We start from the raw sequence: 14,805 nt of genomic DNA, 5'->3' as shown, positions 1-14,805 counted from the left end.
TCCTTCTATCAATGGCTAAGTTTTAGTCTGAGATTGACAAAAAGCGCTCCTAGAAATAGGGGCGCTTTTTGTTTGGGGAAAATCTAATTTAACACTACTAATGCTTTGCAAAAGTTGGCTTACAGTTTACTTAAATAAATTTTTATCTGACCCTTTATGGACAACGACAAAAATTATTGAGATAGTTATAGAGTTCGCGAAATAAGGGACATTTTTTCTGGACTTCATTTGGATCGATTTCCCTCAATAGCAAAGGAGTATGATCTCCTTTAGAAAAGCGTGCTTTATCGCGATCGAGTTCATCTTGAACACTTGACTCAATTAAATATTCTGATAGTTTTTCTCGACAGCAATCTTTTTCAGCATCGTATTCACTAAATGCTTCTGGATTCTCAAAAGAAACTTTTCTTTGTGTACTTAGCCACCAACGCATCCGTTCATGTCTTTTGCCTCGACGAAAATCTGAATGTTTAGCTATTGAATTATTCCAATCAGCAATAATCCAAGCTTCGATTTCCGGCGCGGCAAACCCAACAAATTTTTCGATGTCAGCACATTCGGGTATTTTTGATAACTCTACCAATATTTTTGATTTTTGTGTCTGAGAATCGCGACAATCCAAATCGTCAAAAACTAAAATCAAGTCGCATTTATTTGCTTCCGCTTTTAAGGCGATCGGTAATTCTTGCTTTATTTGCTCGATTAAGCTTTGACCTGTTCTTCCATAACTACCTGCTTTATTAGCTTTAGGGCCGGGTTTTTGGCGAACTGGTGTTTTTCGTTCAAATCTACAGCCCGGAAAAGTTTTTTCTAAAAAAGGAAAGAATCCTCTAACCTCAGCCTCACCGCCACCAGAGAAAACCCACACTACCACGGCCATCCTCCAATACTTGGATCGCCAACACGGTATAAGTCGCCCAATTGCCATCCCTCTTCAAGTTTTGGCTTCAGCAGTTCTTTTGAAAGAGATTTGACTGAGAAATACGTTCTGTTTTCGGGATAAAAACAAAGAACATTCTCTAAACGATCGGTAAAGTGATCTAAAAGGTCGGGACTATGTGTGGTAATAATTATCTGAGTTCTGGTGGCAGCTTTTTTAATCCACTCAGCTAAAATTGGCATCCACGAGACGTGCAATCCTAATTCAGGTTCATCAATGACTATCAAAGAAGGAAGAAGTGGAGAATGTAATATAGTTGCCCAACAAAGCATCCTGACAGTTCCATCCGACATTTCATTTAGGTAGAATGCTTCATCATCAATACCTTCAAAATACCATTCTACAGTGAGAGATAGGCGACCCGAAGGTAAAGCTCTAAGGCGACGAGTTTTTGGCAGGATGGACTTCATTGCCTCGTTAATGCTATCTTCAAAATTGATAGATTTTTGGTTTAAATTGTACAATACTAAAGGCAGATTATCTCCCGATGCAGATAAGTAAATATCACTGCCACCTATTTTAGGTTCGGCGGTTATAATTGAATTCAAATTCATGTTATTGGCATTATAAAATTGCCATTTTGAAATAAATTCAATTAATTCTCTTCTAATTTTGTAAATAGGTGTAGTTTCTGGTGGTAATAGACTATTTTCAAGCAGTGTCGGAATTGTCAACAAACCAAAAGAATTGGTAGGAATGTTATCTAAAGGTTCAAACTGAGTTGGCTCTTGACCGAGAGACTTGTAAACAGATAAAACTCCTTGCCCTAATTCTCTGTTATGCAATTTATAGTAATAGAAAGGTTGCCTGCTGGAAGTTTCCTGCAAATCTTCTCCGCCATATAGATATTCTTCAGAGATGCTCGCCCTTACTTTTTGTCTATCGGTATAAAGTTTGAAATCAAGAATTGCGCTGTCTTTTTGAAGATTACCAGTGTGGTTAATTTGCGAAAAACAGCAAGCTATACTGACCTTTGCTGGACTTTCAACATTGACATCTAAAATTCTACCACCACCAATTTTAGAAACAGCATCCTCAAAACTACTCACGTCCCGATTTGCGTCAGGAATAGCTATTAGGCAATCTTTTAAAAATTTTAAACAACTGATGAAATTGCTTTTGCCTGAACCGTTTGAGCCGATAAATATATTAAGGTTGTTTAAATTTACAGATGGATCTAAGTGCAGATTTTTATAATTCTTTGTTGTCAAAAATCGAATAATTGGTTGATTCATACGATCGCTCCGGTTATACTTCAGAAAGTTAGGGCAGGCAAGATGCCTACCCTACAAAGGTAAAAAATTAATTTTTTACCTTTTAACTCTCGATTTTGGATTAGCCGTTACTGAACAAACTTCTTGAATGCCAGAGTCACGTTGTGGCCGCCAAATCCAAAAGAATTCGACAGCGCCACATCAACTTTTAGATCGCGGCTTGTATGAGGAACATAGTCCAAATCGCACTCAGGATCGGGATTTTCCAGATTAATTGTCGGCGCGATTTTGTCATTGGCGATCGACATTACCGTCGCCACCGCCTCAATTCCCCCAGAACCGCCCAAAAGATGACCGGTCATTGACTTGGTAGAACTAATTGCTACTTTGTAAGCATGGTCTCCCAAAGTCTTTTTAATCGCCTTGGTTTCCGTAGAATCGTTGGGAAGCGTGCTTGTGCCGTGAGCGTTGATATAGCTCACCATATCCGGCGTCAAACCCCCATCCTTGAGCGCTAAAGCCATGGCCCGCGACGCACCCTCTCCCCCCGGTACCGGAGAAGTCATGTGATACGCATCGCAAGTTAAACCGTAGCCGACGATTTCTGCGTAAATCTTCGCGCCACGCGCCAGAGCGTGTTCCATTTCTTCTAGAATCAGAATGCCAGCACCTTCGCCGACGACAAAACCATCACGATCGCGATCGAACGGACGGCAAGCATGAGTCGGGTCATCGTTGCGAGTCGAAAGCGCCCTCGCCGCAGCAAAACCCGCCACGCACAAAGGTGTCACCGCAGCTTCTGTACCGCCGCAAATCATGGCTTGGGCGTAACCCGCCTGAACTAAGCGAAACGCATCGCCCACGGCATTCGACCCGGCAGCGCAGGCCGTCACCGTGCAAGAGTTTGGCCCCTTAGCGCCCGTTTGAATCGCCGTCAGGCCCGCGGCCATATTCGCAATCATCATGGGAATCATAAACGGGCTGCATCGATCGGGGCCGCGATTCAGATAAATCTCTTGCTGGTCTTCCAAAACCTTCAGGCCACCAATGCCAGTGCCAAGAATGACACCCACCTGTTCTGCGTTCAGGTCATTAATCTCCAACTTCGCATCAGCAAGAGCTTGTTTGCTCGCTGACACCCCAAATTGAGCAAAGCGATCCATCCGCTTTGCTTCCTTGCGCTCTAAATAGTCGTGTGGGTCGTAACCCTTCACCTCTGCGGCAAAGCGGCAGTCGTGCCGCGACGGGTCGAATAAGGTGATCGGGCCTATACCATTCTTGCCGGCAAGCAACCCGTCCCAATATTCGGACAAGGTATTGCCGATCGGTGTAATCGCGCCGAGACCCGTGATAACAACGCGCTTACGCTCTAAATTTGTCATGATTTCAGTTTCAAAAAATTAAACACCCAGAACGCAGAACAAAAGAGGAGTTTCCAGTTTTATAACTTCTCTCCTCTTAGGGGAAAAAACAGGTATTTTATGCTTTTGGAGCTGCAAGTTGGCTGCTGATGTAATCTACACAAGCTTGAACCGTAGTAATTCCTTCGGCTGCTTCGTCGGGAATTTCAATATCAAACTCTTCTTCCAAGGCCATTACCAGCTCTACTGTATCTAAGGAATCTGCTCCTAAATCGTTAGCAAAGTTGGCTTCGGGCTTGACTTCGCTCAGCTCGACTTCCAGTTGCTCTTTCACAATTTTCTGGACTCTAGTAAAAATGTCGTCTTGGCTCATAACATCGTGTCCTCATTGGTTGCTGCGTATCTAATCTTATCCGAAAGGGGGATCTGCAGGACAAAGGCTGGCCGCTTTTCTAAGTGACACGGGCCAGGGACAATTGGGACACGGACGATCGCAGCAACTCTAGGACTGTTATGGGGTGGCGATCGCTATTTGAATAGTTCTGGAGGCATAAACTCTATCTGGCGGTGCACACCGTACCTTACCGCTACCAATAGTGTTGCAAAGCAATTTTTGCGTCCCGGACTGATTGAATGACTATCTGCAAGAGATCATGCCCTAGTGACTGCTTGTCCCCTAGAAATTCTCAAAAGCAACGCCCAAACGCATACGATCCGTCTTGCTTTCCTACTTGCGCTCGCACTCAGATAACCTCAACGGACTCAATGGAAGTATCGCATCTGTACATCGCATCTGTACAACGATGGAGTTTGCCTACGCTGCGTTCCCGACAAACACAAACCACCTCTTAGCCCCTATTTAGCGCCTGCTGCACCATGTACTCCCCGAGTTTCCCGGATGCGCCTACGATAAAAACCTACACATAACGGCTGAATTGAGCGGCAAACGAGCGCCTCGATCTCAACACCAAAATATCACTTTTGTCAGAGCCAAGGATATGTTATACACCCATCACTTCACAATTACTTATGTTTCGCGATCGCCCATAGCTTCTCTGGACTCAACAACGGAGCCAACCATCTTTGCTTTTGCTTAATCTCGGCTGAAAAACGACAAATTTAACAGGCGCGATCTGTTCCGCCTAACGGTGTGCTTGAGGGGCTGTCAAAACCATTGCATCTACACCACTGACTTTCCCCAGTCGGCTCCAAGCGAATTGTTAGAAAGCTTAACATCAACTCTACTTACAAGATCAGAGATTGCACTTTGTCCATCAATTGTGGATGATTCCCGTCATTTCATGGATTTTCAGGAAGAAGCGCCTCCATATATGGGGCAATATAATTGCGACCTTTTTCGATATAGTACTTTGTAAACAGAGATTCAAACTCCTGTTTTACTAATTGAAGTGCAGCATTCAAACGTGGGCGACCGTATACTAAAAACTGAGCCGTCGAATAGGCATAGTATTCTTTCTCTTTACCGACAATATTTTTCTTGAAGGCATCTTGGTAAAGCCCACGTCCCTCCTCAATCAATTGTTGAATGGATGAAGTAAAATGAATCGACTCTCCACTTGGGAAGTCGATTTTTTTATCTTGAATAAATCCAATCACCTTCTTCATGCATTCACGGGTTTGTTCAACTGATAAGCATCCCTCATCTTTTCTTCTAAATCCCCATTGAGTGCAACCATTTGTAACTTCAAGAACTCGTAAAATTGCGAGGTTATCAAGCTCTTTTGAATCGATTTTCTGCAATTCATGAATATGATGCTCAATCCGTTTACTAAATCCGTGGAAATCAGTTTCACAATACTCTTTGAGCTCTTCGATCATGGCTAACTGTTGCCAGTCGAACCTTATTGAGTTTAACATTATTGAATTCCCTCCAAATCATTCATGTTTAGGCAGTATGGGCGGCTAAGGACTACCTCATTCCGCTCAAAATTGTCATTTTTATCCTAGCCATACTCAAACGTTTTGAAATATCGATCGTAGCTTGCCCGATCATCAAAACTTCAAGAACGCCTTCTTGAAGTTTTGATTGAACTCCTCGGCAATACCTCTGTTGCCCTCGATATTTGTGAGGAGCTTTGTAAATTGTGACGGCTTGGGGGAATTGTGCTTGACCCGACTGCATGATTTGACATTTTGGGTGAGATGAAAGCAGTATCATAAACTACCGCTATGTCTGGAACCAGATGATTTTGCAACTACCGACAGCATTGAAGTACAATCGCACTGATAACCCAGCAAGCTAACGGTGTAGTTCAGCCACCTTGGCTTATTTACTCTTGAATCATAACACTCTAATGGGTCGGGTGTAACGATGTGTTATGCTCGATCGCCTAACAATTACTTATGCTAATGTGCTCGCCCTTCGCCTTTGCGAACTGGCAAACTTAGTAACTCATTTTTGCTTGCCCAGCAGCGATCGCAGATACATAACTTTGACGGTGCGATTGATTCCAGTGTCTAGACGAACCATCAGCGATGGGATTTTTCCAAAAGCGCCTTCAGCAAATTAGCGCGATCGCCCCGCCACCAACCTGAAAACTGCGTTTCATCTGTGCCTTAAAAGAGGGGGGCTTTCACGCTAGTTTTCTGTAAGGATATGGAGAGGAGAAACGAAGCAGGAAGCATCCCGACCTCCAGCGCTCTCGTTTCTTTTCCCTTGCCTTTTCTCCCCTGCAGAAACGATTATGCCATCCCCAAATCTCAAATATGCTTATTTTCCCGGTTGTGTCGCCCAAGGAGCCGCCCGCGAACTTTACCTGTCTACCCAAGCACTGACTCAAGCGTTGGGGATTGAACTGGTGGAACTAAAGAAAGCTTCCTGCTGCGGTTCTGGCACTTTCAAGGAAGATTCGCAGTTACTCGAAGATACTGTCAACGCCCGCAATATTGCTTTGGCTGAGGAACTTAATCTGCCTTTACTCACGCATTGCAGCACTTGTCAAGGGGTAATCGGTCATGTGGACGATCGCCTCAAGGAATCTCAGAAAACCGATCCCAACTACGTAGAAAAAGTCAACGGTTTACTGGAAAAACAAGGCTGTTCGCCTTATCAAGGCAGTACCGAGGTGAAACATCTGTTGTGGGCGATCGTGGCAGATTACGGGCTCGACGAGGTGCAGAAGCGTGTCACCCGCAAGCTGTCGGGTTTGAAGTGCGCGTCTTTTTACGGGTGCTACCTGCTGCGAGCTCAGGATAAGCTGCTTTACGATGACCCGCACCAACCGGAATCGATGGAAAATGTGTTTCGGGCGATCGGGGCAACTCCGGTTTACTATCGAGGGCGGACGCAGTGCTGCGGCTGGCCGTTGGCGAGTTATGCCACTAACCAATCTTTTCAGATGGCAGGCAAACATATTCAAGATGCTCTTGACAATGGCGCTGATTGTATGGTAACGCCTTGCCCGCTTTGTCATTTAAATTTGGATTCGCGACAGCCGGAGGTAGAAAAAGTAATCGGGCGCAAATTGGGTTTGCCGGTGCTGCATTTACCGCAATTGGTGGCTTTGGCTTTGGGTGTGGAACCGAAAAAACTAGGACTCGATCGACATATTGTTTCCACAAAGCCCGTGTTAGAAAAATTAGGCTTTTAGTCGATCGATTTGCACAGATTTGTAGTAAAGAAGTCCGTCCTTGATAACTCCCCTCTAACCACAGACTTGCTCAGTAGGAACCTACTTTGATAAGACTCTCCGCGTGAATAACTGTGAAGTTTTGTCGCTTTTTCGCGAAGTGCTTCCAGGCACTGCGGTAGACTAACCTTTAATTCTCTGTGCAGGCTATAGCGGTGTCACCTCGCCGTCAAATCTGTTCACTCGCAGAGGCAGCAAATTTTTAGTGACTCGTTGGGAGCCTTTATTCAATGTCTCATTCAGTCAAAATTTACGATACTTGCATCGGCTGCACTCAATGCGTCCGCGCTTGTCCGACTGACGTTTTGGAGATGGTGCCCTGGGATGGCTGCAAAGCAGCTCAGATTGCCTCATCTCCCCGCACCGAAGACTGTGTAGGCTGCAAGCGGTGCGAAACTGCTTGTCCCACCGATTTTCTGAGCATCCGGGTTTACCTGGGAGCAGAAACCACTCGCAGTATGGGTCTAGCCTACTAAATATCGATCGACACGCCGATCGAATTACGGGCACAAAAGAGGGGGCGATTAAATTGCCCCCTCTTTTTTGTCGCGGAATCTGCATTCGGGGCCGGAAGAAGGTAAAAATGATAAAACTTGAGTTTTATTGCGATCGCTAAGCAGGAGTAGTACGTTAAATGTGCGGAATCGTTGGCTATATCGGCACGCAAGCAGCAAGCGAGATTTTGCTAGCAGGATTGGAGAAACTAGAATACCGGGGCTACGATTCAGCGGGCCTCGCTACCATCTCCGAAGGAGAAATTACCTGCATCCGAGCAAAGGGCAAATTGCACAACCTCCGGGAAAAGTTAGCAGAGATAGACTCTCTGGCTCCCATCGGCATCGGACACACCCGCTGGGCAACTCACGGCAAACCAGAAGAATATAACGCTCACCCTCACCTAGATAATAGCGGGCGAATTGCGGTAGTTCAAAATGGAATTGTCGAAAATTATCGCGAGTTGCGGGAAGAATTGAAAGCGAAGGGACATAAATTTGTCTCCGATACCGATACAGAAGTTATCCCTCATTTAATAGCTGAATTTTTGAAAGAAGCAAGAAGGGAGAAGGAAGAAGAAAAAGATAAAAAAACAGAAAAGATTGCTGATTTATCGTTTTTGGAAACGGTTTTAAATGCGGTAAATAAATTAGAAGGAGCTTTTGCGATCGCCGTTATCTGTGCAGATTTTCCAGAGGAAATAATTGTCGCCAGACAGCAAGCTCCTTTGGTGATTGGGTTTGGTGCTGGTGAATTTTTCTGCGCTTCCGACACGCCGGCCTTAGTATCTCACACCCGCACTGTTTTGTCCTTAGAAAATGGCGAATTGGCAAGGCTAACTTCGATGGGAGTGGAAGTTTACAGCTTTGCAGGGGAAAGGCTGAAAAAAAGCCCGCGCATCCTTGGTTGGAGTCCGGTTTTAGTCGAAAAACAAGGCTTCAAACACTTCATGCACAAGGAGATTTATGAACAGCCCGCCGTAGTCCGAGCTTGTTTGGAGGCTTATTTAGACAGCGATTGGCAGCCAGGAAATCCGAACTCTCCCATCAATCTCAACTTGCCCAATGAACTTTGCGCCGATGTCGAACAAATTTCAATTCTCGCCTGCGGAACGAGCTGGCACGCCTCGCTAATTGGCAAATATTTGTTGGAACAATTAGCTAATATTCCGACTGCGGTGCAGTACGCTTCTGAGTACCGCTACGCACCGGCACCGCTGACAGCAAATACTTTAACTATTGGGGTAACTCAGTCGGGAGAAACGGCGGACACGCTGGCTGCTTTGGGGATGGAACAGCAGCGCCGCGCGGGTTTTACTGATAAATTCCGGGCGAGAATGTTAGGCATTACTAACAGAACCGAAAGTTCGATCGCCCACATGATGCCGCAGGTAATCAACACCCACGCCGGTATAGAAGTCGGCGTTGCTGCGACTAAAACTTTTGTCACTCAGTTGATGGCATTCTATTTCTTAGCTTTGGATTTGGCGCACCAGCGGCAAACAATCAGCACTGAGAGATTGGCAGAAATTATTACTGGTTTGCGCCAGTTGCCGGCAGAAATTGAGAAGTTTTTGGAGATTCAAGAACAGTATGTGGAGGAATTGTCCCACCAGTTTACAGACACCCAAGATTTTATCTTTTTGGGGCGGGGAATTAACTTTCCGATTGCTTTGGAAGGGGCGCTGAAACTGAAGGAAATTAGCTACATTCACGCCGAAGGATATCCGGCGGGAGAGATGAAACACGGCCCGATCGCCCTTTTGGATGCGAAAGTGCCTGTAGTGGCGATCGCCATGCCAGGAAGCGTCTACGAAAAGGTGCTTTCCAACGCTCAGGAAGCCAAGGCCCGCGACGCCCGTTTAATTGGCGTTACGCCGAAGCAAGGTGTGGCGGAAGCCGACATTTTTGACCACGTTTTGCCCGTGCCTTTGGTGGATGAATTGTTGTCACCGATTGTAACAGTGATTCCGCTGCAATTGTTGGCTTACCACATTGCAGCGCGTCGAGGTTTGGATGTGGATCAGCCACGAAATTTGGCGAAGTCGGTGACAGTGGAATAAAGGAAGTCATTAGTCAGTAGTCATTAGTCAGTAGTTGGTTATTGGTTGTTGGTTGTTCGTTCTAATAACCAATAACCTATGCCCGATGCCCGATGCCCGATGCCCAATGCCCAATGCCCAATGCCCTATTCCCTATTCCCTCTGGCTGACTCCGCAAATTGCGGCTAACAGCAACCAGCTTGTAGTATTGAGTCGGAAATCAAACAGCGTCACGTCTACAGTGTTAAAAAGCGTACAGGCGGCGAAGGCTAATAAATAACTGAAAAAAATTAGGCGATCGCCTGAATTTTCCTGTTGACAATTCACCAGATTCGTGCTGTGTAAAATAGAATTTTTCTCAGTTTCCTCTGCGTCTATTTTTTCCTGCTTAATATCCCCAGGAAAATGCGGCCAATTTGCCAGCAGCAAAACACCCCTAGCCAAAACCCAGCCAACTAAACCAAACAACAAAAGCGTTGCCGGTATTCCCGTTTCCGCAGTCAACATTAGTATCAAACTGTGAGGATGACCAAGCCATTCTTGCATCTGAGCTTGATAGAGAGGCGTAAAATTTCGCAATCCCCAACCAGTCCAAGGACGCTGCTGCGTCATCGACCAAGCAAATTGCCATTGAGTAGTTCTCAAAGTAGCTGTCGGCCGATTTGGGAACATCTCGTCGGTGAGTCTAGCCCAAAAGAAAGCAGGGACAATTCTTCGCAAATACTGCCGTAATGGTTCGGGGCCAAAGGCAGACAAAAAAACTGTGCTAGCCACACTAAAAACTGCAGCTAATATTTTTTTATAACCCGCATAAAATGCAAAAGCCAAAACTGCAAAAACTGCCAGCCCCCAGGCATTGCGAGAATTAGTAAAAATCAAAGCAACAGCATTTCCCACCACGGCCAAACTTAAAAATAGGAATCGGTAACTGGGAATCGGTAATTGGGAATTGGGAATTGGGAATTGGGAATTGGGAATCGGTAACTGGGAATTGGTAATTTGCAATTCATTAATTATTTCCTTCTGCCTTCTTCCCTCTGCCTTCTGCCTTCTGCCTTCTGCCTTCTGCCTTCTGCCTTCTTCCATCCACAGTCCCAGTGCTAAAATAAAAGCAATTGTCAGATAGCAAGCTAAAATATTAGCGTACATAAATACAGAAGCCATACGGCCGGGGGGATTGCCTTGGGGTTCGAGTACCCAGCCAAAAACAGGCTGCAATTGAGCGATGCCGCTCCAACCGAAAAATTGCTGTCCCAGGCCTAAAATTATCACTGGAATTGAACTAATTACAATCACCCAAGACAATTGCCGCAATTGAGGCAAAGTTTGAATTAAACTGCTGAAAACGGCAAACAATATAAAGAACGGCAAGAAATTGTATAACCCTACAAAAGCCTCGATACGGTTGTTAGCAAAAACCGCTGTGATGACTAGCAGCGCGCTCAGAATTGCGAATCCTCGATTCAACGGGCGGCGACTAATTTGACGGAACTTTTGCTTGCAAGTGCCGGCCAATCCCAGGAATAAACCTAAAGCTCCCAAAATCGGAATTAAGGGAAAAATCAGCATCCCCAATTGGGCGAAATTCCAAGGAATTTGCAGGCGGGGATCTGGATGTTTTTGGAGGCGAGACTTGAGATTTTCTGCTGTCTGTTTGGCCGCTAATTTCAACCGATTTTTGATATTCACCCACACTCCCAATCTCAAATCTAAAATCTACAATCTACCATCGTTAAGCTAGTTCCCAAACGCATTCCGATCGCGTTAATCGAATTTGAGCTAGGGCAAAAATGGTCGGGATAATGCGGCCGTAGTTCGTGGAAATCGATCGCCAACCCAAATCCGCGAAAAACCAAGTCCACATCACCGGGCCGAGAAACGAGAACACGCTGCGCGTCGCACCGTAACGAGCGGCACTCACAGCCATACCGCGCCGCGCCGTCTGAATTGCGACATAATTTTGAAACTGGGTTGCTGCAGTTGCAGTGCCTGCAAGCACTCCTTGTTTTGCCATTTGATAGGTGGCAAAATGCAGCGCAAATTGATTAGCCATTAGTTTGAGCAGCATTGGTTTTAAGATGGAACTAACAGCTAAAGCGCTGCCACCTTTGAACAGTAAACCCAGCGGGTCTTTTTCAGCAGAAATTGGCAGGGGTTCTGAGAGTTTAGAATCAACGATCGCTCGCTGTACGCGCAGTGTCAGCGCTTGCTGTTCGTCTGCTGGTAAACGCTTCCACGCGCGGCCCATTAAGTGCAGAAATACTTCTGCCTCTAAGTCGGTGGTTGACAACTGTCTGGGATAAGGGATTTTGAGATAGCGACAAACTTGAATTAGTGCTTGTCTGTAAGTTACTTGTTGGGTTCGCCCTCTGAGTACCGTCAACCCGTCGGCTGCAAGATAGCGAAACCGCTGTTCTACGGCGTCGAGCCATGCTTCGCGATCGCGACTTTGTACATCTATCGGTGCGGGGGTTTGCACGTAATCTAAAGGGTTAAACTTGCGGCTGAACAGAAGTTCTGTTAGTTGCTGCAATTCTTCTTCTGTTGTTAATTCTAGTGCTGCTCTGAGTTCGTCCAAAATTTTGCCCTCCCGTATACGATTTTAGATTTTAGATTTTAGATTTTAGATTTTAGATTGCTGCTGGTTGACAACCCGTGGGATTTAGGATTTACCTACAGTGGCATTTTTTATCGGGTCTTAATCATGGATTCGTGCTGTCCCTTATTCTACTACCGGGCGCAGGACGATCGGCAGGATTTGCACAGAAGATCCGACTGCTAGAAGCTATAACCTCAGCAGCTACATCGATCGGCGGACGCGCATCTCAATTTTACAGTCAAGTTTGGTGTCCCACCGATCCTAAAAATACAATTTGGATGCCCAACAGCAAACCCGGAACCCCTCGGTACGTCTGCAACCCCGCAGCTTGAGGAGTCAAACCGTCGCCATGAACGCCCACTATTTTATTCGCTATAAAGAAAAGAAAAATAATTTAGTGTAGTTCTGTTCAAAAATGTCAGTTAATCCTATAATGAGTTTGGTTTTTTTAGAACAAAGTAAATGATGTCTTCTTCTGTCGCACCGTCTTTTTTGCAGGGATATTGGCAAGATACTTTCAATCTCAAGCAGCATTTACAGGATTTTTTAAATTTAGATTTAGAAACAATTGAACAAGAGCTCGCTGTCGGTCAACAATCCCTAAAAGAAATAGGCCATCGGGATTTTGATTGGGAAAAAGCTAGCGAGTTTTATCGCGATCGAGTCGGCCAAGCTTACCTATTTGACCTCGGAGCTTGGCATATGTCCAATCAGGATTACATAGGAGGTACTTTAACATTAATATCAGATATGGCTGCCGGTCGAGTTTTAGATTTTGGCGGCGGTATTGGCACTCATGCTATTGCAGCAGCTCTTTGTCCTCAAGTAGAACAAGTAGTCTATTGCGATCTTAACCCCATAAATTGCAATTTTGTTCAAAGCCGAGCTGCTAAGTTAGGATTGAGTGAGAAAATTTCCTGTTGTCTGGAAGTATCGCCGACGGAAGTTTTCGATTCGATTATTTGTTTTGATGTAATGGAACATTTACTAAAGCCAAGTCAGCAATTGATGGATTTTCACAAAATGCTGGCTCCGTCAGGGAAGATTATCCTTAACTGGTATTTCTTTAAAGGTTTTAATCAAGAATTTCCTTTTCATTTAGAAGATAAGCAAGAGATGAACACATTTTTTACTAAACTTCAGTCTAATTTTATGGAGGTTTTTCATCCTCATTTAATCACCGCTCGTTGCTATCGCAAATTAACTGCAAGTTAAGAAATCATCTTAAGGCTTATTTCCTAGAAAAAGTCCGGTAAGTAATGTATCTGAAAGTCCCATTATGTTCGATGTTGCGGTGATTGGTGCGGGTATGGCGGGGCTGAGTTGCGCTCAACGGTTGCGTCAAGCTGGTTATTCTGTGGCTGTTGTTGAGAAATCTCGCGGGGCGGGGGGACGTGTTGCTACCCGCCGCGTACAGGGTGCTAGGGCAGATCACGGGGCGCGGTATCTGGAACCGCAGGGGGATGCGGTGCAGGGGTTAATTGAGGTTTTGGTCGATCGCCACATCCTCAAACTCTGGACTGATACTGTCTGGGAATTCAGACAGGGAAAACTTTCTGCTATTCCTCGCTGTTGTTATGTCGCACCTGCGGGTATGAATGCTATCGGTAAGTATCTGGCCCAGGATTTAGAGATTTGGTTTGGCCGCCGCGTACAAGCTATTTCTACTACAGATAACCAAAGGTGGCGTCTTTCCCTAGAAGTCACTGACAGCAATTTAGAGATACCTCAAGAATTGATTGCTAAGGCTGTGGTTGTGGCAATTCCTGCACCTCAAGCTTTAATGTTTTTGAGTTCGGAAATCGGTTTTCAATCTGATTTTCTTGACAAATTGCGTTCTGTGGAGTACGAGCCTTGCATTACGGTTATGGCTGGCTATCCTGCGGCAAAACAGCAAGATTTAAGTAATCTAAATCTGCAGTGGAAATCTGTTTCTTTTGCCGATAATTCTGATTTAGCTTGGGTTGGTTGGGACAGCAGCAAACGGCTTGAGTCGCAGCAGCCTGTGTTTGTGGTTCACAGCAGCGCAAATTTTGCCGATCGCCATCTAGAATCGGCCGATTTGCCAACAGTCGGTCAAGAATTGCTCGATCGCACTTCTGAATATTTAATCCCTTGGCTGAAACAGCCGGAATGGTTGCAGGTTCACCGCTGGCGCTATGCTTTTTGTCGAAATCCTTTGCCTGTTTCTTGTTTGGTGGCTGATGGGAATTTGCCACTGGTTTGTGCGGGGGATTTGTGCGGGGAAGGTCAAATAGAGGGTGCTTTGCGATCTGGTTGGGCGGCAGCTAATTGGGTGAATTCTCAGTTGCAGGATTTGCCGTTAGATTCAAGCCTAAATTGGTAATATGGCTACAATTAAGGTATCAATTTTGCCTCTAACGCTATGGCCATCCCGTCTGGGTTTAGCCCCGAAGATTACCTTGCCCTCGAACATGATAATACCGTCCGGCATGAATAACGGAGGTCAATCGATTTTCGATTTTCGATTTTCGATTTTCGATT

The 14,805-nt window shown here is 45.4% G+C and carries 15 protein-coding genes; 6 read left to right on the top strand and 9 right to left on the bottom strand.

Annotated elements, in window-relative coordinates; translation table 11 throughout:
- Positions 1-154: 154 nt before the first annotated feature.
- The 6 genes from QUB39_RS24105 to QUB39_RS24080 all read right to left on the bottom strand — a co-directional run bounded on the left by QUB39_RS24105 (position 155) and on the right by QUB39_RS24080 (position 5,694).
- Positions 155-880 carry a DUF4276 family protein gene (locus QUB39_RS24105; protein WP_333054560.1) on the bottom strand — a complete coding sequence of 242 codons (726 nt, stop codon included), beginning with the start codon at positions 878-880 and terminating at the stop codon, positions 155-157.
- Entirely contained in the window at positions 868-2,175 is a 1,308-nt protein-coding gene (locus QUB39_RS24100) for an AAA family ATPase (RefSeq protein WP_333211390.1), read from the bottom strand. Before QUB39_RS24100 ends, QUB39_RS24105 begins: the two co-directional genes overlap by 13 nt.
- Before the next feature lie 107 nt (positions 2,176-2,282).
- Entirely contained in the window at positions 2,283-3,536 is a 1,254-nt protein-coding gene (gene fabF / locus QUB39_RS24095; RefSeq protein WP_333054562.1) for a beta-ketoacyl-ACP synthase II, read from the bottom strand.
- Between the two features lie 97 nt (positions 3,537-3,633).
- Complete coding sequence (gene acpP / locus QUB39_RS24090) at positions 3,634-3,888, bottom strand: acyl carrier protein (protein ID WP_333054563.1); 255 nt, start codon at positions 3,886-3,888, stop codon at positions 3,634-3,636.
- 926 nt (positions 3,889-4,814) lie between these two features.
- Complete coding sequence (locus QUB39_RS24085; RefSeq protein ID WP_333211387.1) at positions 4,815-5,393, bottom strand: hypothetical protein; 579 nt, start codon at positions 5,391-5,393, stop codon at positions 4,815-4,817.
- Between the two features lie 52 nt (positions 5,394-5,445).
- Positions 5,446-5,694: a hypothetical protein gene (locus tag QUB39_RS24080; RefSeq protein WP_333054565.1), complete on the bottom strand. Its 249-nt coding sequence runs from the start codon at positions 5,692-5,694 to the stop codon at positions 5,446-5,448.
- A gap of 160 nt (positions 5,695-5,854) precedes the next feature.
- On the opposite strand from QUB39_RS24080, the gene QUB39_RS24075 reads away from it, so the two are divergent.
- The 4 genes from QUB39_RS24075 to glmS all read left to right on the top strand — a co-directional run bounded on the left by QUB39_RS24075 (position 5,855) and on the right by glmS (position 9,722).
- Positions 5,855-6,046: a hypothetical protein gene (locus QUB39_RS24075; RefSeq protein WP_333054566.1), complete on the top strand. Its 192-nt coding sequence runs from the start codon at positions 5,855-5,857 to the stop codon at positions 6,044-6,046.
- 174 nt (positions 6,047-6,220) lie between these two features.
- Positions 6,221-7,126, top strand: coding sequence for a CoB--CoM heterodisulfide reductase iron-sulfur subunit B family protein (locus QUB39_RS24070; protein ID WP_333054567.1), 906 nt, complete (start codon positions 6,221-6,223; stop codon positions 7,124-7,126).
- A gap of 269 nt (positions 7,127-7,395) precedes the next feature.
- A complete protein-coding gene (gene psaC / locus QUB39_RS24065) occupies positions 7,396-7,641 on the top strand; it encodes a photosystem I iron-sulfur center protein PsaC (RefSeq protein WP_015175986.1) in 246 nt (81 codons plus the stop codon).
- Positions 7,642-7,799: 158 nt separating this feature from the next.
- On the top strand, positions 7,800-9,722 hold the full coding sequence (glmS, locus tag QUB39_RS24060) for a glutamine--fructose-6-phosphate transaminase (isomerizing) (protein ID WP_333054568.1): 1,923 nt from the start codon (positions 7,800-7,802) through the stop codon (positions 9,720-9,722).
- A 132-nt stretch (positions 9,723-9,854) separates the two neighbouring features.
- On the opposite strand, the gene QUB39_RS24055 is transcribed toward glmS, so the two are convergent.
- From QUB39_RS24055 to QUB39_RS24045, 3 genes are all read right to left on the bottom strand, one after another.
- Positions 9,855-11,390 (bottom strand): O-antigen ligase family protein, encoded by a 1,536-nt coding sequence (locus tag QUB39_RS24055; RefSeq protein ID WP_333211384.1) that lies wholly within the window; start codon positions 11,388-11,390, stop codon positions 9,855-9,857.
- Positions 11,391-11,433: 43 nt separating this feature from the next.
- Complete coding sequence (locus tag QUB39_RS24050; RefSeq protein WP_333054570.1) at positions 11,434-12,279, bottom strand: YaaW family protein; 846 nt, start codon at positions 12,277-12,279, stop codon at positions 11,434-11,436.
- Between the two features lie 259 nt (positions 12,280-12,538).
- Positions 12,539-12,661 (bottom strand): hypothetical protein, encoded by a 123-nt coding sequence (locus QUB39_RS24045; protein WP_333054571.1) that lies wholly within the window; start codon positions 12,659-12,661, stop codon positions 12,539-12,541.
- Positions 12,662-12,762: 101 nt separating this feature from the next.
- Between QUB39_RS24045 and QUB39_RS24040 the strand changes: the two genes are divergently transcribed.
- The gene (locus tag QUB39_RS24040; RefSeq protein ID WP_333054572.1) at positions 12,763-13,515 is read left to right on the top strand and encodes a class I SAM-dependent methyltransferase; all 753 of its coding nucleotides are present in this window, start codon (positions 12,763-12,765) and stop codon (positions 13,513-13,515) included.
- Positions 13,516-13,579: 64 nt separating this feature from the next.
- Positions 13,580-14,647: an FAD-dependent oxidoreductase gene (locus QUB39_RS24035; protein ID WP_333211381.1), complete on the top strand. Its 1,068-nt coding sequence runs from the start codon at positions 13,580-13,582 to the stop codon at positions 14,645-14,647.
- Positions 14,648-14,805: the final 158 nt, after the last annotated feature.

Source organism: Microcoleus sp. AT8-B5, from assembly GCF_036705565.1.
Lineage (GTDB): Bacteria > Cyanobacteriota > Cyanobacteriia > Cyanobacteriales > Microcoleaceae > Microcoleus.
This window is presented reverse-complemented; position numbering and strand designations above follow the sequence as displayed.